The sequence below is a fragment of the Micromonospora sp. NBC_00330 genome (assembly GCF_036136635.1).
Taxonomy (GTDB): Bacteria; Actinomycetota; Actinomycetes; order Mycobacteriales; family Micromonosporaceae; genus Micromonospora; species Micromonospora salmantinae.
Genome location: NZ_CP108012.1, coordinates 5,308,735 through 5,326,965, shown reverse-complemented (window position 1 = coordinate 5,326,965; position 18,231 = coordinate 5,308,735). Strand labels below are relative to the sequence as shown.

Below are 18,231 nucleotides of genomic sequence, written 5' to 3'. Positions count from 1 at the left end.
TCCGGCAGCCGCTCCGGTTCCCGGCGACAGTGACCGGTTGTGGAATACTCGCCGGATCATGACGCGTTACGGCCTGCTGATCCTGCCCGCCACCAATCGGGTGTACGCCCGCGCCGCAGTCGACCTCACCCGAGCCGAGCTGGAGATCTTCGGCAGCTCGGCGTTGGACGGCCGGATCGGCGAGCTGGACACCGAGGTCGTCGGAGGGGCGTCGTACATCACGTTCACCGGCGACGGGCTGACCGAGCGTGACCTGGCCGTCCTGGGCAACCTCTCCGCCGGGTACGCGTTGTTCGAGATCGTCGGTGAGCTGTTGCGGCCGATCGAGTGGAGCCGTCTGGATCGCTACGACGACGATCTGCTCACCATCCAGAAGTACCCGGGCAAGACCAATGAGCAGTTCACCAAGCTGCTGCTCAACGTCACACTGCTCGCCTCCGACTGGGCCGCCGAGATGACCAGCCGCCGCTTTCGGGTGCTCGACCCGCTAGCTGGCCGGGGCACCACCCTCAACCAGGCGCTGATGTACGGCTTCGACGCCGCCGGGATCGAGCGCGACCAGAAGGACGTCGAGGCGTACCGGGCGTTCATCACCACCTGGCTGAAGCAGAAGCGGGTCAAGCACCGGGTGCTGGAGTCGGGGCCGGTGCGGCGGGAGCGCAAGGTGGTCGGCCGGCGGGTGCGGATCGAGTTGGCGCCGACCCGCGAGGAGCACAAGGCCGGCCAGACGCAGTTGCTGGACGTGGTCAACGCCGACACCGCCCGGTCGGCGGAGTTCTTCCGCCCGGAGACCGTGGACCTGGTCGTCGCCGACGCGCCGTACGGCGTGCAGCACGGCAGTCGTACCGCTGGGCAGGGGTTGACCCGCGACCCGCTGGCTTTGCTCGCGGACGCCGCGCCGGTCTGGGCCCGGTTGTTGCGTCCCGGCGGTGCGCTGGGGATCTCCTGGAACACCCACGTCGCCAGTCGGGACGACGCGGCGGCGGCGCTGGCCGACGCCGGCCTGACGGTTGTCGACGCCGAGCCCTACCGCGCGCTGCGGCACCGGGTGGACCAGTCGATCATGCGCGACGTGCTGGTGGCCCGCCGCCCGGCCTGATCCGGCCGGCCGCACACCCGCACCCGCACCCGCACCAGCCGCGCGCCCAGCCGAAGATCATCTCGGCTTCCCGGAACTCGGGGTGTCAGGGGTCGCCTGATCCCCCCGCTTCCTGAAACCCGAGTCGATCAGCCGTCGCTCTGTGCCGCATTTCACCTGTTCAGTGGGCGGGTGTGAAAACCACGTCAAGAAAAGGTTCGCCGCCGTCATGGTCGCGTTATGACCCCTGCCGTCCGGCGGGTGGTGGGGCTTTGATTGCCCGGCGCGACCGGAAGGCGGTCGCGACGAACCTTTCCGGCTGAGGAGTCAGCGTGTCTGACGTGGTGTTCGTGGTCCTGACGGTGGCGCTGTTCGCAGTGCTCGCCCTGGTGGTCCGGGCGGTGGAGAAGCTGTGAACGCTGTCAACGCCGTCGGTCTGGTGCTCGCGGTCGTCCTGGGCGCGTTCCTGGTGTTCGCCCTGCTGTTCCCGGAGCGCTTCTGATGACCATGACAACAGCGGGCGTCATCTTCGTGTTGACGCTGGTGGCGGCCCTGGTCGCCGTCTACAAGCCGTTCGGCGACTACATGTTCCGGGCGGTCTCCGGCACGAAGCAGTCCCGGGTCGAGCGGGGCATCTTCCGACTGGTCGGGGTCAACCCGGCCGCCGAGCAGACCTGGGGCGTGTACGCCCGCAGCGTGCTGGCCTTCTCCGCGGTCTCGATCCTGTTCCTGTACCTGTTCCAGCGGGTGCAGAACCACCTGTGGCTGTCGCTGGGGTTCGACCCGGTGGTGCCGCACGGCGCGTGGAACACGGCAGTGTCGTTCGTGACCAACACGAACTGGCAGTCGTACTCGGGTGAGTCGACGATGGGCCACCTTGTGCAGATGGCCGGCCTGGCCGTGCAGAACTTCGTCTCGGCGGCGGTCGGCATCGCGGTGGCTGTCGCGTTGGTACGCGGCTTCGCCCGCAGTCGCACCGGGCAGCTCGGCAACTTCTGGGTCGACCTGACCCGGATCACGCTGCGGATCCTGCTGCCGATCGCGGTGCTCGGCGCCATCGCGTTGATGATCGGCGGGGCGGTGCAGAACCTGTCCGCCGGCACCGACGTGAGCACGCTGACCGGTGGCACCCAGACCATCACCGGTGGTCCGGTCGCCAGCCAGGAAGTGATCAAGGAGCTGGGCACCAACGGTGGCGGTTTCTACAACGTCAACAGCGCGCACCCGTTCGAGAACCCCACCACCTGGACGAACTGGCTGGAGATCTTCCTGATCTTCCTGATCCCGTTCAGCCTGCCCCGGGTCTTCGGCCGGATGGTCGGGCAGAACCGGCAGGGCTACGCCATCGCCGCGGTGATGGGCATCCTCGCGTTCCTCAGCGTCGCCATCACCAACATCTTCGAGCTGGCCGGCCACGGCACGGTGCCGCAGGCGGTCGGCGCGGCGATGGAGGGCAAGGAGGTGCGGTTCGACGTGTCGAACTCGGCCACCTTCGCCGCCGCCACCACCCTCACCTCGACCGGTGCGGTGAACTCGTTCCACGATTCGTTCACCTCGCTCGGCGGCATGATGACGATGGTCAACATGATGCTCGGCGAGGTCGCGCCGGGCGGCACCGGTTCGGGGCTGTACGGCCTGCTCATCCTCGCGGTGATCACGGTCTTCGTGGCCGGGCTGATGGTGGGCCGCACTCCCGAGTACCTGGGCAAGAAGATCGGGTCGCGCGAGATCAAGTTCGCGTCGCTCTACTTCCTGATCACGCCGATCCTGGTGCTCGTCGGCACGGCGGCGGCATTCGGCACCGGAAACAACTCCACGGCGCTCAACGTCGGCCCGCACGGCCTCTCCGAGGTGCTGTACGCGTTCACCTCGGCCAGCAACAACAACGGCTCGGCCTTCGGCGGCATCACCGTCAACACGACCTGGTGGGACACCGCGCTCGGGTTGTGCATGCTGCTGGGCCGGTTCCTGCCGCTGATCTTCGTGCTCGCGTTGGCCGGCTCGCTGGCCCGCCAGGCACCCACCCCCGCGTCCGAGGGCACCCTGCCGACCCACCGACCGCTGTTCATCGGCATGGTCGTCGGCGTCACTGTGGTCCTCGTCGCGCTGACCTTCCTGCCCGCGCTCGCGCTCGGTCCGCTGGCAGAGGGGCTCTGACCACCATGAGGAACGAGGACATGTCCGTCACGTCCGCCCCGACAGAGCAACTCCCCGGCACGCCCGCCACCCAGGGCAACCGGATCGGCGGGGGCCTGCTCGACCCCAAGCAGTTGATCCGGTCCCTGCCGGACGCGGTCCGCAAGCTCGACCCCCGCACGCTGTGGCGCAACCCGGTGATGCTGATCGTGGAGGTCGGTGCGGCCTTCACCACGGTCCTGGCGGTCATCGACCCGTCGGTGTTCGCCTGGGCGATCACCATCTGGCTCTGGCTGACAGTGGTCTTCGCCAACCTGGCCGAGGCGGTCGCCGAGGGTCGGGGCAAGGCCCAGGCCGCGACCCTGCGGCAGGCGAAGAAGGACACCATCGCCACCCGGCTGATCGACTGGAAGCCGGGCGCGCGGGCCAACACCTACCGCGACGAGGCGGTGCCGGCGCCGGATCTGCGCCAGGGCGACGTCGTGCTCGTCGAGGCCGGCGGCATCATCCCCGGCGACGGCGACATCGTCGAGGGCATCGCCAGCGTCGACGAGTCGGCCATCACCGGCGAGTCGGCCCCGGTCATCCGGGAGTCCGGCGGCGACCGCAGCGCTGTCACCGGCGGCACCAAGGTGCTCTCCGACCAGATCATCGTGAAGATCACCCAGAAACCGGGGGAGAGCTTCATCGACCGGATGATCGCCCTGGTCGAGGGGGCCAACCGGCAGAAGACGCCGAACGAGATCGCGCTGAACATCCTGCTCGCCGCGCTCACCGTCATCTTCCTGCTGGCCGTTGTCACCCTCCAGCCGCTGGCCATCTTCTCCAAGGCGTACCAGGCCGCGGCGCCGAACAGCGGGGCGATCACCGACTCCGGTGTCACCGGCGTGGTGCTGATCTCGCTGCTGGTCTGCCTGATCCCCACCACCATCGGCGCGCTGCTCTCCGCCATCGGCATCGCCGGCATGGACCGGCTGGTGCAGCGCAACGTCCTGGCCATGAGCGGCCGGGCCGTCGAGGCGGCCGGCGACGTCAACACCCTGCTGCTGGACAAGACCGGCACCATCACGCTGGGCAACCGGCAGGCCGCCGAGTTCGTACCGGTCGAGGGGGTCGACCCCGCGGCGCTGGCCGACGCCGCGCAGCTGTCCAGCCTGGCCGACGAGACCCCGGAGGGGCGCTCGGTGGTCGTCCTGGCGAAGAACGAGTTCGGGCTGCGCGAGCGCGAGCCCGGCGTGATGCCGCACGCCACCTTCGTACCGTTCACCGCGCAGACCCGGATGAGCGGCGTCGACCTCACCCCGGACGCCAGCGTGGACGCCGGCGCGGTGGGCACGGCCCGCCGGGTCCGCAAGGGCGCCGCAGCAGCGGTGATGAAGTGGGTACGGGAGAACGGCGGCCACCCGACCGAGCAGGTCGGCGAGATCGTGGACGCGATCAGCGGCACGGGCGGCACCCCGCTGGTCGTCGCCGAGCACGTCGACGGCGCGCCGGCCCGCGCGTTGGGCGTCATCCACCTCAAGGACGTGGTCAAGTCCGGCATGCGGGAGCGGTTCGACGAGATGCGCCGGATGGGCATCCGAACCGTGATGATCACCGGCGACAACCCGCGTACCGCGAAGGCGATCGCCGACGAGGCCGGGGTGGACGACTTCCTGGCCGAGGCGACACCGGAGGACAAGCTCGCGCTGATCAAGCGGGAGCAGGAGGGTGGTCGGCTGGTCGCGATGACCGGTGACGGCACCAACGACGCGCCGGCGCTCGCGCAGGCCGACGTCGGGGTGGCAATGAACACCGGCACGTCGGCCGCCAAGGAGGCCGGCAACATGGTCGACCTCGACTCCGACCCGACCAAGCTGATCGAGATCGTGGAGATCGGCAAGCAGTTGCTGATCACCCGTGGCGCGCTGACCACGTTCAGCATCGCCAACGACATCGCGAAGTACTTCGCGATCATCCCGGCCATGTTCGCCGGCCTCTACCCGAGCCTGGACGCGCTGAACATCATGCGGTTGTCCAGCCCGGAGTCGGCGATCCTGTCCGCTGTCATCTTCAACGCCCTGGTGATCATCGCGCTGATCCCGCTCGCCCTGCGGGGCGTGCGGTACCGGCCGGCCGCCGCGTCGAAGCTGCTCAGCCGCAACCTGCTGGTCTACGGACTGGGCGGCATCGTCGTGCCGTTCATCGGGATCAAGCTCATCGACCTGCTCATCCAGTTCATCCCGGGGATTTCGTGATGCGCCTACCCACCTGGATCGCCCAACACCTCGCCGCGCTGCGCGCCGTACTCGTCTTCACAGTGCTGCTCGGCCTGGTCTACCCGCTGGCCCTGGTAGCGCTCGGTCAGCTACCCGGCCTCAACCACAAGACCGACGGCTCGCTGATCTCGTCGGGCGGAACGACCGTCGGCAGCGCACTCATCGGTCAGTCCTTCACCGACGCGGACGGCAACCCCGTCGCCCGGTACTTCCAGTCCCGCCCCTCCGCCGCCGGCGACGGCTACGACCCGACCTCCACCTCGGCCAGCAACCTGGGCCCGGAGAGCGTTGTCGACACCATCGCCACCGACCCGGAGGAATCCAGCGAGAGCCTGCTCACCCAGGTCTGCGGGCGCAGCAAGTCGGTCGGCGAGCTCAACGGCGTCGACGGCCGGCGCCCTTACTGCACCGACGACGGGGTGGGCGCCGTGCTCGCGGTCTTCCGCGCGGACGGTCTGACCGGCACTGTCACCCGGGTGGTCAGCGTCAACCAGGCCGCCCCGGCGACGCCGTTCGTCACCGAGTACCAGGGTGTCGCGGTGCAGCCGGCCCAGCCCGGCGAGGACTACGTGGCGGCCGGCGGGGTGGTCACCCCGATCCGGGGCGACGCGCCCGCCGAGCCGGCGGTGCCCGCCGACGCGGTCACCGCCAGCGCCAGCGGTCTCGACCCGCAGATCAGCCCGGCGTACGCCGAGTTGCAGGTGAACCGGGTCGCGCGGGAGCGCGGCGCGGACCCGGCGGCGGTCCGCAAGCTGGTCACTGAGCACACCAGCGGGCGTGCTCTGGGCTTCATGGGTGAGCCCGGCGTCAACGTGCTGGAGCTCAACCTCGCCCTCGACAAGCAGTTCGCCGCACGCTGAGCACCATCGCGGGGCGGGGCCGTGCCGACCGGGCGCGGCCCCTCCCGCCGATCTGACCAGGGAGGATGGTCCCGTGCCACGCGGAGAACTGCGCATCTATCTGGGGGCCGCCCCCGGCGTCGGCAAGACGTACGCCATGTTGGAGGAGGCCCAGCGGCGGGCCGCGCGCGGCACCGACGTGGTGATCGGTTTCGTGGAGACTCACGGCCGTCACCACACCGCCGCGATGCTCGGCGACCTGGAGCAGGTGCCCCGCCGGAGCATGGACTACCGCGGCGCGGCGTTCACCGAGATGGACCTGGACGCGGTGCTGGCCCGCCGGCCACAGATCGCGGTCGTCGACGAGCTGGCACACAGCAACGTGCCCGGTTCCCGGCACGACAAGCGGTGGCAGGACATCCAGGAGCTGCTCGACGCGGGGATCGACGTGCTGTCCACCGTCAACGTGCAGCACCTGGAGTCGGTGAACGACGTCGTCGCGCAGATCACCGGCACCACCCAGCGGGAGACGGTGCCGGACGAGATCGTCCGCGCCGCCGAGCAGGTCGAGCTTGTCGACATGACCCCGGAGGCGCTGCGTCGGCGGATGGCGCACGGCAACATCTACCGACCCGACAAGATCGACGCCGCGTTGGGCAACTACTTCCGGGTCGGCAACCTCACCGCGTTGCGCGAGCTGGCGCTGCTCTGGCTGGCCGACAAGGTCGACGAGCAACTCGACCGCTACCGCAGCCAGCAGGGCATCGCGGCCACCTGGGAGGCCCGGGAACGGGTGGTGGTCGCGCTGACCGGTGGGCCGGAGGGCGAGACGCTGATCCGTCGGGCCGCCCGGGTCGCGGCCCGCAGCAAGGGCGCCGACCTGCTCGCCGTGCACGTGGCCCGTAGCGACGGCCTGGCCGGTGCCGACCCGGCCCAGTTGGCCCGGCAACGAGTGCTGGTGGAGAGCCTCGGCGGCACGTACCACCAGGTGCTCGGCACCGACGTGCCGGCAGCGCTGCTGGACTTCGCCCAGGGCGTGAACGCCACCCAGTTGGTGCTCGGGGCCAGCCGACGAGGTCGCCTCGCGCAGATCTTCGCCCGGGGCGTCGGGGTGACCACCACAGCGCTCTCCGGCTCGATCGACGTGCACCTGGTCACCCACAAGCAGGCCGGCAAGGGTCGCCGGGCGGCGGCCGTACCGGCGGCGCTGTCCCGACGCCGCCGGCTGCTCGGCTTCGGCCTGGCAGTGCTGGGCATGCCGCTGCTCACAGTGCTGCTGAAGACCCTGCCCGACCTGACGCTGACGAACGACATCCTGTTGTTCCTCGCCGGGGTCGTCGGGGTCGCCCTGGTCGGCGGGGTGTGGCCGGCCCTGGTGGCCGCGCTCGGCGGCTCGCTGCTGCTCAACTGGTTCTTCACCCCGCCCTTCCGCACGCTGACCATCGCCGAGGCCGACAACCTGCTCGCCCTGGCCGTGTTCGTCGGCGTGGCCCTCGCAGTGAGCTGGATCGTCGACGTGGCCGCCCGGCGTACCCGGGAAGCCGCGCGGGCCGCCGCAGACGCGCAGACCCTCGCCGCCGTCGCCGGTGGTGTGCTGCGCGGCGAACGTCCGCTGCCCGCCCTGCTGGATCAGCTCCGCGAGACCTTCGGGCTGCGCGCGGTGAGCGTCCTGGAGTTGGCCGAGGAGGCCAGCGGGCGACCGGAACGGGCCCGCGAGGAACACGCCTGGTGTGTGGTGGCCAGCGTCGGCGAGCAGCCGGCCTGCACGCCCGACGGCGGCGAGACGGCGGTGCCGGTCGACGACCGGATCACCGTCGTGCTCAGCGGCCGGCGCCTGGAGGCCGCCGACCGGCGGATCGTCGAGGCGTTCGCCGCCCAGGCCGCCGTCGCTCTGCGCCAGGAACGGCTCGCCGAGGAGGCCGCCACCGCCCGGCCCCTCGCCGCCGCCGACCGGATGCGCACCGCGCTGCTCGCCGCGGTCAGCCACGACCTGCGTACCCCACTGGCGTCCGCGAAGGCGGCAGTGACCAGCCTGCGCAGCCACGACATCGAGTTCGACGAGTCCGACCGCGAGGAGCTGCTGGAGACCGCCGAGGAGTCGCTGGACCGCCTCGCCCGGCTGGTCGGCAACCTCCTGGACATGAGCCGGCTCCAGGCGGGCGTGCTGGGCATCTCGGCGACAGCGATCGGCCTGGAGGACGCCGTACCCCTGGCGTTGGACGAACTTGGCCCGGCGGCCGCGACTGTCGGCACTGACATCCCGGCCGACCTGCCGGCCGCCACCGCCGACCCGGGCCTGCTGGAACGGGTGCTGGTCAACATCGTCGCCAACGCGCTGCGGTACAGCCCGCCGGACCAGCCGCCCACGATCACCGCCAGCGCCCACGCCGGCCAGGTCGAGCTACGGGTGATCGACAGGGGGCCGGGCATTCCGGAGGACCAGTGGGAGCACGTCTTCCTGCCGTTCCAACGCCTCGGCGACCGGGACAACCAGACCGGCGTCGGTCTCGGTCTTGCCCTGTCCCGGGGGTTGGCCGAGGCGATGGGTGGCAGCATCACCCCGGAGACCACCCCCGGCGGTGGGCTCACCATGGTGCTGCGGTTGCCGGCCGCGCCGACCAGCTCGGAGGGGCCGCAGGAATGACGCGCATCCTGGTCGTCGACGACGAACCGCAGATCCTGCGTGCCCTGCGGATCAACCTGCGCGCCCGCCGGTACGACGTGGACGTCGCCGGCACCGGGGCGGCCGCGTTGAAGGCCGCCGCCAGCCACCCGCCCGACCTGGTGGTGCTGGACCTCGGACTGCCCGACATCGACGGGGTGGAGGTGATCCGGGGCCTGCGCGGGTGGACCACGGTGCCGATCATCGTGCTCTCCGGCCGGGCCGGCAGCGAGGACAAGGTCGCGGCGCTGGACGCGGGCGCTGACGACTACGTCACCAAGCCGTTCGGGGTGGAGGAGTTGCTGGCCCGCATCCGCGCGGTGACCCGACGCCTCGGCGCGCCCAGTGAAGCGGTGCCGGCACTGCGGATCGGCCAGCACACTGTCGACCTGGCCGACCACAGCGTGCTGAGGGACGACGGCATCGAGGTCAAGCTGACCCCCACCCAGTGGAGCGTGCTGGAGAAGCTGCTGCGTCACCCCGGCAAGCTGGTCAGCCAACGTCAGCTCCTCCAGGACGTGTGGGGACCGGAGTACCAGAACGAGACCAACTACCTGCGGCAGTACCTGGCCCAACTGCGGCGCAAGCTGGAGGACGACCCGGCCCGCCCCCGCCACCTCATCACCGAGCCGGGAATGGGTTACCGCTACCGGCCGTGAACCGTTGACACCTGCCGGCAGAGATTGAAGAATTTCTTTCGCAGCGGCAGCGGCGTGCTTCTGTAACCGTCCCCGTCACCGGTTACCCCTCGGGAGCCCGCCGTGTCCGTGCCCCTGCCCCTGTCCCGTCGCCGGCTGCTCGTCGCCGGCGGTGCCGGCCTCGTCCTGGCCGGTCTCACCGACCCGTTCCGGGCCGTCCCCGCCCGAGCCGCCATCACCACAGCCGACCTGGTCGTCTACGGTGCCACCTCCGGCGGGCTGGCCGCCGCGATCACCATGCGCCGGCTCGGCCGCACCGCAGTGGTGGTGGAACCCACCGGCCACGTCGGCGGGTTGAGCACCGCCGGGCTGGGCGCCACCGACACCGGCGTCCAGGCGTCCATCGGCGGGCTGGCCGCCGAGTTCTACCGCCGGGTGTACGTGAAGTACCACGGCGGAACCCTCACGCCGACGTCGCCGCTGCGGATGACCTTCGAACCGCGCGTCGCCACCGCCGTCTTCGCCGAGATGCTGGCCGAGGCGGGCGTGCCAGTGATCGTCGAGGCCCGGCTGGCCGGCCTGGGCCGAACCGGGAACCGGATCACCGAGCTGCGCACCGAGGACGGGTCGATCTACCGGGGCGGGGTGTTCGTCGACGCCACCTACGAGGGCGATCTGCTGGCCATGGCCGGGGTGGGGTTCACCGTCGGGCGGGAGTCCAACGACACCTACGGCGAGACGATCAACGGGGTGCAGTCGCGCAACACCCACCAGTTCGCCTACCCGATCGACCCGTACGTCACGGCCGGCTCGCCCGCCAGCGGGCTGCTGCCGGGCATCTCCGCCACCCCGCTCGCCCCGCAGGGCAGCGGCGACGACAAGATCCAGGCGTACTGCTTCCGGATGTGCCTGACCCAGGCGGCCAACCGGATCCCGTTCGGCAAGCCGTCCGGCTACGACCCGATCCGGTACGAGCTGCTGCTGCGGCACATCCAGGCCGGATACACCGGGCCGTACTTCACCACCCACTCGGTCGGCGGCGGGAAGACCGACTCCAACAACAACGGGGCCGTGTCGACAGACAACATCGGCTTCAACTACGCGTACCCGACGGCGAGCTGGGCGACGCGGGAGAGCATCATCGCGGAGCACCGCACCTACCAGCAGGGGCTGATGTGGTTCCTGGCCAACGACCCCCGACTGCCGGCGTCGGTACGCGACTCGACGGCCCGGTGGGGGCTGCCGGTGGACGAGTTCACCGGCACCGGCGGCTGGCCACCGATGCTCTACATCCGCGAGGCACGCCGGATGATCTCCGCGTACGTGATGACCGAGGCCGACTGTCGAGGCCGGGTACGCGCCGCCGACTCGGTGGGCCTGGCCAGCTACACGATGGACTCGCACAACTGTCAGCGGGTGGTCGTCGACGGCAAGGTGCGCAACGAGGGAGACGTGCAGATCGGCGTGCCGGCGCCGTACCCGGTGAGCTACCGCGCGATAGTGCCGCACCAGGCGCAGTGTGCCAACCTGCTGGTGCCGGTCTGCCTCTCGTCGAGTCACATCGCGTACGGCTCGATCCGGATGGAACCCGTGTTCATGATCCTCGGTCAGGCCGCTGCCACAGCGGCGTCCCTGGCGCTCGCCGGGAACCTCGCCGTGCAGGCCGTCTCCGTGCCCGCCCTACAGACCCGGCTGCGCCAGGACGGCGCGGTGCTGGAGTGGGGCTCCACCAGCGAGGTGATCCTGGACAACGCCGCGTCCAGCGGCATCACCCGGGCCGGGACGTGGCTGCGCAGCACCAGCATCGGCGGCTACTACGGCCCGGACTACGAGCACGACGGCAACACCGCCAAGGGCGTCAACCGGCTGCGGTTCCGCCCTTCACTGCCCGCCTCCGGGTCGTGGACAGTGCAGTTGCGCTGGACCGCGGACCCGAACCGCGCGACGAACGTGCCGGTGGACATCGCGTACTCCGGGGGGTTGGTCACCCGGACGGTCAACCAGCGACAGTCCGGCGGCCAGTGGGTGCCGCTGGGCACCTACCAGTTCACTGCGGGCAGCGACGGAAGCGTGCTGATCCGCACCGAGGACACCGACGGCCACGTGGTCGCGGACGCGGTGCGCTTCGTGCGTGCCTGAACGCCGCGCCCCTCCCGACGACCAGCAGCTCCGGGGCACCAGCCGTCCCGGCAGGTCGCGCACCGGAACGGCGAAACGCCCCAATCAGTTGCCGGGGTACTCGACGCCCACCAGCCGCTCCGAGGCGGCCCAGAGCTGGGCGGCGTCGTCGGTGCTGCGCGCCGAGCGGTAGACGGTCAACTCGGTTGGTGCGCCGGTGAACTGGCCCAGACCGTCCGGGCCGTAGAACCGGCCGCCCTGCGCCTGTGGGCTGGTGGCCGCGTACAGGGCAGGAAGCAGCCCAGCATCCACCGAATGCACCAGGATCCCCCAGCGGGCCAGCCGACTCATGATCGAGTGGTGCAGCGAGGGGCGGCTGCGGCCCAGATTGGGGCCGGACGCGTACAGGTTGGTCATGGTGGTGCCCGGGTGGGCGACGTTGCTCACGATGCCCCAGTCGCCGGCCCGACTGCGCCGGTCGAGTTCCAGCCCGAAGTGCAGGGTGGCCAGCTTCGAGGCATTGTAGGCGCGGATCGACGCGTACCTGCGGTTGCTCTGGAGGTCGTCCCAGTCCAGCCGGCCGGAGCGTGCGGCGCTGCTCGACATCGTGGTGACGCGGGCCTGCCCCGCCCGAAGCAGCGGCAACAGCCGTCCGGTCAACGCGAAGTGGCCGAGGTGGTTGGTGCCGAACTGGAGCTCGAAGCCCTCCGCGGTGGCATGTCGGGTGGGAGGCGCCATCACGCCCGCGTTGTTGATGAGAAGGTGGATCGGTCGGCCCTCGCCGAGCTGCGTGTCGGCCAGCGCGGCCACCGACCCCAGCGAGGCGAGGTCCAGCGGCCGGGTCGACACGACGGCACCCGGTGCGGCGGCCCGGACGGCCTCCAGCGCGGCGGTGCCCTTGGCCGGGTTGCGGACCGGCAGCACCACCTCGGCGCCGGCGCGCGCCAGCCGGGCGGCCAGGCCGAGGCCCAGCCCGTCGCTGCCACCGGTCACCACGGCGAGCTTTCCGGTCAGCTCCGGAACGGTTAGGTCGAGCACGACAACCCCCAGGTCAACGGTGTCCTTCATTGGTCGCCACCAACACTGGGTCAGGCTCCGGCCACCGCCCAGGGTGGCCTTGTCCAGGGATCGGCAGTCAGTGGCTGACGGACCGGTGCCGTACTCGCCGTCCCGGCGAGTAACGTTCCGAACGGACCAAGATCGGCGTACGAGGAGGCACGGTGCTGACGACGACGGTGGACATCCCGACCAGCGACGGAGTGGCGGACGCGAGTCTGACCCGACCGGACGGCGACGGCCCGTTCCCGGCCGTGCTGCTCTTCATGGACGCCTTCGGGCCGCGCCCGCGCCTGGTCGAGATGGCCGAGCGGATCGCCGAGCGCGGCTACCTGGTGCTGACGCCCCACCTGTTCTACCGGGCCGGTCGGGCACCCCTGTTCGACCTGTCCCGGCTCGGCGAGGCCGACCAGCGCGGTGCGCTCTTCGAGAAGATCATGCCGTTGGTCGGTGCGCTGACCCCCGAGGTGATCAGCCGGGACACCGCCGCGTTCCTCGACTTCCTGGCCGCCCGCGACGACGTCCGACCGGGCCCGGTCGCGATCACCGGTTACTGCATGGGCGGCACGAACGCGCTGCGGGCCATCGAGGCGCACCCGGACCGCATCGCCGCGATCGCGAGCTTCCACGGCGGGCGGATCGTCACCGAGGCGCCGGACAGCCCGCACCGGGGCGTCGCCTCGATCACCGGCGAGGTGTACTTCGGGCACGCCGACGCCGACCAGTCGATGACGCCCGAGCAGATCGCCACGCTGGAGGAGGCGCTCGACGCCGCGGGCGTGCGCTACCGCTCCGAGGTGTACACCGGAGCACACCACGGCTACACCATGGCCGACACCCCGGCGTACGACGAGCAGGCCACCGAGCGTCACTGGGCCGCCCTGTTCGACCTCCTGGACCGCACCCTGCCGGCCAGCTGACGAGCGCGGCTCGCTCGCTCAGGGGCGCAGCAGCACCGGGCCGGCGTCGATGCGGGTGCGGAACAGCGCGTACGGCTTGCGCCGCAGGTCCTTGCCCCGCTGGTACTGCGGCTGCCGGTGCAGTTGGTTGGCGGTGACGTAGAGGTACCCGTCGGTGGCCACCGACATGGTGTCCGGCCAGAGCAGTCGTGGGTCGTGCACCAGGGTCTCGTACTCGCCGTCGGGCAGTCGACGCAGCACCGCGTTGTGCTCGTACGAGGTGAGGTAGAGCCGCCCCGCGTCGTCGCTCTCCAACCCGTCCGAGGCGGTGCCCCGGTCGCCCTCGTCGACCACAGTGGCGGCGACCGCCTCCTGGGTGACGCCCGGGTCGGCCAGCGCCTCCGTGGACACGCTGTGCAGGCGTCGGGACGCCAGCGGGCAGTAGTAGAGCCGATCGCCGTCGGCGGAGATGGCGATGCCGTCGGAGCCCATGCTCACCGGCTTCGGCGGGCCGTCGGCGGGCCGTTCGAGGAACGGTCGGCCCTCGACCACCGGCCGGAACGACGTCAGCGGCTCCGCCTTGGTGGACGGGTGGTCGTGCAGCCGCCGCCAGGAGGCCCCGCTGGCCAGGTCCACCACGATGATCCCGTTCGGCCCGGAGTCGGCCGAGTCGGTGATGTACGCGACCCCCGCCTCGCCCCGCCGCAGGTCGAAGCGGACGTCGTTGAGGTACGTCGTCGGCAGCGCCACGTCCGTCGGGAAGGTGATCACCTGGGCGACCGTGTCGGTGTCCAGGTCGATCCGGACCAGTTTGGGGCCGCCCGGCTTGGTGGGCTGGAACATGGGGCTGCCGGTGTCCAGCACCCAGAGCCGGTCGGCCGGGTCCACCACGATGCTCTGCACCGAGACGAAGGCGCCCGCGTCGTCGTCGCCGGACGGGTCGTTCCAGGCCTGGTCGGGATAGGGCATCTCCCGGCCGTCGCGTAGTTCGACGACGGTGGCCGGCACCTCGTCGCCCCACTTCGGGAAGTTGACGAAGATCCGGCCCCGGTGCGAGACGCTCACCCCGGTCGGCATCGGGCCGGTGAAGGTGTGCACCAGCTCCAGTTCGCCCATCGGCTCGTCGCCGACCGGCCCGTTCATGATGTCCGCCCCACGGTGCTCATCGGCTCGCTCCCTACCGGTCGGCTGTCACGGCGCTTCGGTGCGGTTGTTCCCGCCCTGGCGTCCGATATGCCTCCGATCAGCTTGCTGGCGCGCCGGCCCGCGCGGCGGGCAGGCCGGGCACCGGGACGTCCACCGCGAGCAGCGCGCCGTCCTGCGGGCCGGGCGAGTCCAGCCCCACCCGGGCGGTGCCGATGAAGAGTCGCCGCAGGTCGGGGCCGCCCAGGCAGATGCCGGCCGGCTGCTTGGCCGGCAGCCGGATCTCCCGGTCGAGGGTGCCGTCGGGCCGGTAACGGCGTACCGCGGAGCCGCCCCACAACGCGATCCAGAGGTGGTCGGCCGCGTCGAGCGTCATGCCGTCCGGGCCGCCGTCGGCGGGGGACAACCGCAGGAACGGCTCCCGCCCGCGCAGGTCACCGGTGGCGGGGTCGACGGTGAACCTGTCGATCTCGCCGCGCGGGGTGTCGGCCAGGTACATGGTGGTGCCGGTCGCGTCGAACGCCGGCCCGTTCGGGATGGTCAGCCCGGTCACCGCGGGGACCGGCTGGGCGCCCGGGTTGAGGCGGAACAGCGTGCCCCCGCCGGGCACCATCGCGTACGTCATGCTGCCGGCCCAGAAACGGCCGTGCGGGTCGGCGACCGCGTCGTTCATCCGGGTCGGCTCGGGCGCGCCGGCTACCAGCTCGGCGACCGGTCGGGGGTCGCCGGTGGCGGGCAGCACAGTGACGCCGGTCCCGGCGGCGGCCAGCCATTCACCGGGTCGGTCGGCCACCGGGGCGACAGCGCCGAGCGGCACGTCGAGGCGGCGCAGCTCCCGCAGCGGGTTCGGGGCGTCGCCGTCGGTCTCCAACAGTCGCCCGGCCAGCAGGTCGACGAGGACCAGCCGGTCGTCGACCCAGCGCAGGCCCTCGCCCAACTCCAGCCGGTCGGTGCTCCAGACGGTCGGCTCGGTCAGCTCCATGGTGCTCCTCCAAAGGATCGTCAGCGGACCGTACCGCCGGGGCCGTGGTCGAGCAGCGCCAGCTCGGCCCGGTCGGGCAGGCCCTCCCAGTCGCCCCGGGTGGCGACCGCGAAGGCGCCCGTGGTGACGGCCCGGTCCAGTCGAGCCGACGCGTCGACGCCGTCGAGCCAGCCGGAGAGCAGCCCGGCGACGAAGGCGTCGCCCGCGCCGACGGTGTCCACCACCGGCACCGTCCGGGCTGGACGGTGGATGGTGTCGGTCGCGCTGTGGCTGGTCGCTCCATCGGCACCGTGCTTGACCACGACCTCGGTGACGCCGGCCGAGAGTAGCGCCGAGGCCGGGTCTGTCGCATCGGTGAGCACCGCCAACTCGTCGTCGGAGGCGATCACCAGGTCGATCGAGGGCAGCAGCGGGCGCAGCGCGGCGGCGGCCTCGGCGACCGACCAGAGCCGGTTGCGGTGGTTGACGTCCAGGCAGATCGTGCTGCCGGCGACGCGGGCGCGCCGCACGGCCTCCACCACCGCCTGGTACGGCTCGACGCCGAGCGCGCAGGTGATGCCTGTGACGTGCAGCAGTCGGGGTGGCGGCCCGGGCGCGTCGAAGGCTCGGGTCACGTCGGTCGGGCCCAGCCGGGAGCCGGCCGACCCGGCACGGTGGTAGGTGACCCGGTTGATGTCGGCGACCCGGTTCTCGAAGAGGATCAGGCCGGTGGGGGCGGTCGCGTCGACCCGGGACCAGGTCAGGTCGACACCCTCGGCGCGCAGCGTACGGCGGACCAGCTCCCCGGGCTCGTCGGCGCCGGTGACACCGACCCAGGCCGCCCGGTGGCCGAGCCGGGCCAGGCCGATCGCCACGTTCGACTCGGACCCGGCGACGGAGATACCGGCGGTGCCGCCCAGTCGCAGTGGGCCGGTCGTGCGGAACGCCGCCATCGTCTCGCCGAGCGTGAGCAGGTCGGTCATGGCCGGACCGCCGCGAGGAAGGCTGCGGCGCGCTCGCGCAGCGCCGTCGTGTCGCCGCCTCGGACGGCGTCACCGAGCAGCGGGGAACCGACGCCGACAGCTGTCGCGCCCCGGTCGAGGTAGCGCCGAGCACCGTCCGCGTCGACACCACCGACCGGCACGAACGCGGTACCGGGGAACGGGTCGCGCAGAGCGCCCAGGTAGTCGGGCCCGCCGAGCGAGGCCGGGAAGAGCTTGATCGCGGTGGCCCCGCCGTCGGTGGCCTGCACCACCTCGGTGGGGGTGAGGGCGCCGGCGAGGACCGGCAGCCCGAGCCGGCCGCCCTCGGCGAGGCTCGCCGCGATGGCCGGGGTGACCAGGAAACCGGCGCCCGCGTCGGCCGCCGCGCGGGCGTCCTCGACGCTGAGCACGGTGCCGGCGCCCAGGGCGAAGTCGGGCCCGAGGGCGGCCCGGGCGCGGCGGATGACGCCGAGGGCGTCGGCGCTGGTCATCGAGACCTCGACCAGTGCGACGCCGCTCTCGGCCACTGTGAGTACGGCGGTCAGGGCGGCGGCCGGGTCCGGGCCGCGCACGATGGCCAACAGTCGATGGGTACGCAGCTCGTCGAGCAGGTTCATCACGGTGTCCTCAGTGGTTGCGGTGGGCGGAGATGGTGAGTCGCCAGGTGACCTCGCCGCTGGGCGGGACGACCGCCGCGTCGTCGGGGCCGGCGTCGGCCAGGTCGAAGGCCGCGCCGAGCATCGGTTCGACGCCGACGCTGCGGTAGGGGCCGTCGGTCGGCCAGCCGCCCAGGTTGCGCCAGAGCGCTGTGCTGCCGGGCTGGCCGGGGCACTCCAGCTCCAGGGTCAGCCGGTCGGCGCCGTCGATCACCTGCACCCGGGCGCAGTCGAGCAGCACCGCGCCGAGCGCGGTCCCGTCGTCCCTGCCGAACGTGTCCAGCGTCAGCCCGGCCGGGGCCGGCCACGGCCCGGTCAACCACTGTGCGTCGGGAGGCCAGCTTCCCGGTGGCAGGAGCGCGGCGGCCTCCGGGTGCAGCCGGGTCGGGGTGCCGGCGGGCGCGTCGAGACGGGCGGCGGGGGAGAGGTCGAGCAGGGCGTGCGCGGCCCAGACGAACCGGTACCCGGGGTCGGCGGCCAACAGGTAGTCGGCCACCACCACGCCGCCGGAGTCGGTGATCCGCCGGGTGACTGTGAACGTCGGCCGCTCGATGACCGCGCTGCCAGGGCCGCTGCCGCGCCACGGGCGCGACCACACCTCGCCGTGGTCGGGCTCGCCGCGCACTGTGGGCAGGCACTCCTCCAGACCGCCGGCGTCGACGAACGCGTCGTCGGGGCGTACCTCGTGCCGGCCTGGTTCCGGGCCGCGCCACAGCCACTCCCGGCCGCCGCCGCGCAGACTCGTCCACCGTCCGCCGTGCGCCGCGTCGTACGCCACCCGCAGGGCCACCGGCCGCACGCCGG

At 71.8% G+C, this 18,231-nt stretch carries 15 protein-coding genes; 9 read left to right on the top strand and 6 right to left on the bottom strand.

Annotated elements, in window-relative coordinates; all coding sequences use genetic code 11:
- Positions 1 to 58 precede the first annotated feature (58 nt).
- The 8 genes from OG598_RS24080 (at position 59) to OG598_RS24045 (ending at position 11,750) form a co-directional block, all read left to right on the top strand.
- The gene (locus OG598_RS24080) at positions 59 to 1,099 is read left to right on the top strand and encodes a TRM11 family SAM-dependent methyltransferase (protein WP_328651191.1); all 1,041 of its coding nucleotides are present in this window, start codon (positions 59 to 61) and stop codon (positions 1,097 to 1,099) included.
- Between the two features lie 391 nt (positions 1,100 to 1,490).
- On the top strand, positions 1,491 to 1,580 hold the full coding sequence (gene kdpF / locus OG598_RS24075) for a K(+)-transporting ATPase subunit F (RefSeq protein WP_036410889.1): 90 nt from the start codon (positions 1,491 to 1,493) through the stop codon (positions 1,578 to 1,580).
- Complete coding sequence (kdpA, locus tag OG598_RS24070; RefSeq protein ID WP_238681997.1) at positions 1,580 to 3,235, top strand: potassium-transporting ATPase subunit KdpA; 1,656 nt, start codon at positions 1,580 to 1,582, stop codon at positions 3,233 to 3,235. Before kdpF ends, kdpA begins: the two co-directional genes overlap by 1 nt.
- Positions 3,236 to 3,255: 20 nt before the next feature.
- A complete protein-coding gene (gene kdpB / locus OG598_RS24065; RefSeq protein WP_328651190.1) occupies positions 3,256 to 5,451 on the top strand; it encodes a potassium-transporting ATPase subunit KdpB in 2,196 nt (731 codons plus the stop codon).
- On the top strand, positions 5,451 to 6,332 hold the full coding sequence (locus tag OG598_RS24060) for a potassium-transporting ATPase subunit C (protein ID WP_328651189.1): 882 nt from the start codon (positions 5,451 to 5,453) through the stop codon (positions 6,330 to 6,332). Before kdpB ends, OG598_RS24060 begins: the two co-directional genes overlap by 1 nt.
- 73 nt (positions 6,333 to 6,405) lie before the next feature.
- Positions 6,406 to 8,955, top strand: coding sequence for a sensor histidine kinase (locus OG598_RS24055; protein ID WP_328651188.1), 2,550 nt, complete (start codon positions 6,406 to 6,408; stop codon positions 8,953 to 8,955).
- Complete coding sequence (locus tag OG598_RS24050) at positions 8,952 to 9,632, top strand: response regulator (RefSeq protein WP_328651187.1); 681 nt, start codon at positions 8,952 to 8,954, stop codon at positions 9,630 to 9,632. The genes OG598_RS24055 and OG598_RS24050 overlap by 4 nt, the downstream gene beginning before the upstream one ends.
- 102 nt (positions 9,633 to 9,734) lie before the next feature.
- A complete protein-coding gene (locus tag OG598_RS24045) occupies positions 9,735 to 11,750 on the top strand; it encodes an FAD-dependent oxidoreductase (RefSeq protein WP_328651186.1) in 2,016 nt (671 codons plus the stop codon).
- An 84-nt stretch (positions 11,751 to 11,834) separates the two neighbouring features.
- On the opposite strand, the gene OG598_RS24040 is transcribed toward OG598_RS24045, so the two are convergent.
- Positions 11,835 to 12,797, bottom strand: a complete 963-nt coding sequence (locus OG598_RS24040; RefSeq protein ID WP_328651185.1) for an SDR family oxidoreductase — start codon at positions 12,795 to 12,797, stop codon at positions 11,835 to 11,837.
- 152 nt (positions 12,798 to 12,949) lie between these two features.
- Here OG598_RS24040 and OG598_RS24035 point away from each other — a divergent pair, with 152 nt between their 5' ends.
- On the top strand, positions 12,950 to 13,705 hold the full coding sequence (locus tag OG598_RS24035) for a dienelactone hydrolase family protein (protein ID WP_328651184.1): 756 nt from the start codon (positions 12,950 to 12,952) through the stop codon (positions 13,703 to 13,705).
- Positions 13,706 to 13,723: 18 nt separating this feature from the next.
- Here the strand turns inward: OG598_RS24035 and OG598_RS24030 are convergent, their stop codons facing one another.
- The 5 genes from OG598_RS24030 to OG598_RS24010 all read right to left on the bottom strand — a co-directional run bounded on the left by OG598_RS24030 (position 13,724) and on the right by OG598_RS24010 (position 18,226).
- The gene (locus OG598_RS24030; protein ID WP_328651183.1) at positions 13,724 to 14,827 is read right to left on the bottom strand and encodes an L-dopachrome tautomerase-related protein; all 1,104 of its coding nucleotides are present in this window, start codon (positions 14,825 to 14,827) and stop codon (positions 13,724 to 13,726) included.
- Positions 14,828 to 14,927: 100 nt separating this feature from the next.
- Positions 14,928 to 15,809 carry an SMP-30/gluconolactonase/LRE family protein gene (locus tag OG598_RS24025; protein WP_328651182.1) on the bottom strand — a complete coding sequence of 294 codons (882 nt, stop codon included), beginning with the start codon at positions 15,807 to 15,809 and terminating at the stop codon, positions 14,928 to 14,930.
- Positions 15,810 to 15,829: 20 nt separating this feature from the next.
- Positions 15,830 to 16,771, bottom strand: a complete 942-nt coding sequence (locus tag OG598_RS24020; RefSeq protein WP_328651181.1) for a sugar kinase — start codon at positions 16,769 to 16,771, stop codon at positions 15,830 to 15,832.
- Positions 16,768 to 17,388: a bifunctional 4-hydroxy-2-oxoglutarate aldolase/2-dehydro-3-deoxy-phosphogluconate aldolase gene (locus tag OG598_RS24015; RefSeq protein WP_328651180.1), complete on the bottom strand. Its 621-nt coding sequence runs from the start codon at positions 17,386 to 17,388 to the stop codon at positions 16,768 to 16,770. The genes OG598_RS24020 and OG598_RS24015 overlap by 4 nt, the downstream gene beginning before the upstream one ends.
- A 10-nt stretch (positions 17,389 to 17,398) precedes the next feature.
- Positions 17,399 to 18,226, bottom strand: a complete 828-nt coding sequence (locus tag OG598_RS24010) for a hypothetical protein (protein WP_328651179.1) — start codon at positions 18,224 to 18,226, stop codon at positions 17,399 to 17,401.
- Positions 18,227 to 18,231: the final 5 nt, after the last annotated feature.

Bases quoted from the DNA above. Each gene is read 5' to 3' on its own strand.
- OG598_RS24080 (WP_328651191.1), top strand. From the start codon at position 59: ATGACGCGTTACGGCCTGCTGATCCTGCCCGCCACCAATCGGGTGTAC.
- kdpA (WP_238681997.1), top strand. From the start codon at position 1,580: ATGACCATGACAACAGCGGGCGTCATCTTCGTGTTGACGCTGGTGGCG.
- kdpB (WP_328651190.1), top strand. From the start codon at position 3,256: ATGTCCGTCACGTCCGCCCCGACAGAGCAACTCCCCGGCACGCCCGCC.
- OG598_RS24060 (WP_328651189.1), top strand. From the start codon at position 5,451: ATGCGCCTACCCACCTGGATCGCCCAACACCTCGCCGCGCTGCGCGCC.
- OG598_RS24050 (WP_328651187.1), top strand. From the start codon at position 8,952: ATGACGCGCATCCTGGTCGTCGACGACGAACCGCAGATCCTGCGTGCC.
- OG598_RS24040 (WP_328651185.1), bottom strand. From the start codon at position 12,797: ATGAAGGACACCGTTGACCTGGGGGTTGTCGTGCTCGACCTAACCGTT.
- OG598_RS24030 (WP_328651183.1), bottom strand. From the start codon at position 14,827: ATGAACGGGCCGGTCGGCGACGAGCCGATGGGCGAACTGGAGCTGGTG.
- OG598_RS24025 (WP_328651182.1), bottom strand. From the start codon at position 15,809: ATGGAGCTGACCGAGCCGACCGTCTGGAGCACCGACCGGCTGGAGTTG.
- OG598_RS24020 (WP_328651181.1), bottom strand. From the start codon at position 16,771: ATGACCGACCTGCTCACGCTCGGCGAGACGATGGCGGCGTTCCGCACG.
- OG598_RS24015 (WP_328651180.1), bottom strand. From the start codon at position 17,388: ATGAACCTGCTCGACGAGCTGCGTACCCATCGACTGTTGGCCATCGTG.